The following is a 941-nucleotide window of genomic DNA, read 5'->3' as shown; positions in this document are numbered from 1 at the left end:
CTGCACGCCCGCGCGGGCAACCTCGCGCTGTCCCGGCTGCTGCGCCGCCGTACCGGACTGCGGCTGCGCGACCTCGGCCCGCTGCGCGCGGCCAGGCGCGAGGAGCTGCTCGCCCTGGACCTGACCGACCGGCGCAGCGGCTACCCGCTCCAGATGGTGGTGCGCGCCGCCGACGCCGGCTGGCGCGTCACCGAGCACGACGTCCCGTACGCGCCGCGCACCGGCACCTCCAAGGTGACCGGCACCTGGCGCGGCACCTTCCAGGCGGTACGGGACATGAGCCGCGTGCTCCAGGAGGCGCCGGTGCGGGAAGGGGCGGCCTCATGACGTCGTCGCCCGTCACACTGCTGGTGATCGCCAAGGAGCCCCGCCCCGGCCGGGTGAAGACCCGGCTGACCCCGCCGTTCACCCCCGGGGAGGCGGCGTCGCTCGCCGAGGCCGCGCTCGCGGACACGCTGGACGTGGTGGCGCGCACGCCCGCGCGGCGCCGGGTACTGGTGCTGGACGGGACACCGGGACGCTGGCTGCCGGCCGGTGTCGAGGTCGTACCGCAGTGCGCGGGCGGGCTCGACGAACGGCTGGCCGCCGCGTTCGCCGGGTGCGACGGACCCGCCCTCCTCATCGGCATGGACACGCCCCAGGTGACCCCGGAGCTGCTCACCGTGGACTTCGGTGACTGCGACGCGTACTTCGGTCCCGCCGAGGACGGCGGCTTCTGGGCGCTCGGCCTGGCCGCGCCCGACCCCGGGCTGCTGCGCGGGGTCCCCATGTCGACACCGGAGACCGGGGCCGCGCAACGGCGGCGGCTCGCGCGTCTGCGGGTACGGGAACTGCCGCTGCTGCGGGACGTGGACACGGCGTACGACGCGGCGCTGGTCGCCGGCGAGGCGCCCGGCGGCCGGTTCGCCGCACGGCTGGCCCGGCTGACGGCGGCCCACCGG

General features: G+C 77.3%; 1 protein-coding gene and 1 pseudogene. Both read left to right on the top strand.

Annotation, left to right across the window (positions count from 1 at the left end):
- Nucleotides 1–327 (top strand): annotated as a pseudogene (locus B7767_RS43280) (glycosyltransferase); the annotation flags it as partial.
- Nucleotides 324–941 (top strand): DUF2064 domain-containing protein (locus tag B7767_RS43275; protein ID WP_107486663.1); only part of this gene is annotated, 618 nt, incomplete at its 3' end. The pseudogene B7767_RS43280 and the gene B7767_RS43275, both read left to right, overlap by 4 nt.

This window comes from Streptomyces sp. 13-12-16 (assembly GCF_002114215.1).
Lineage (GTDB): Bacteria > Actinomycetota > Actinomycetes > Streptomycetales > Streptomycetaceae > Streptomyces.
The sequence above is the reverse complement of the archived record's forward strand: the minus strand, read 5'-3'. Positions and strand labels throughout refer to the sequence as shown.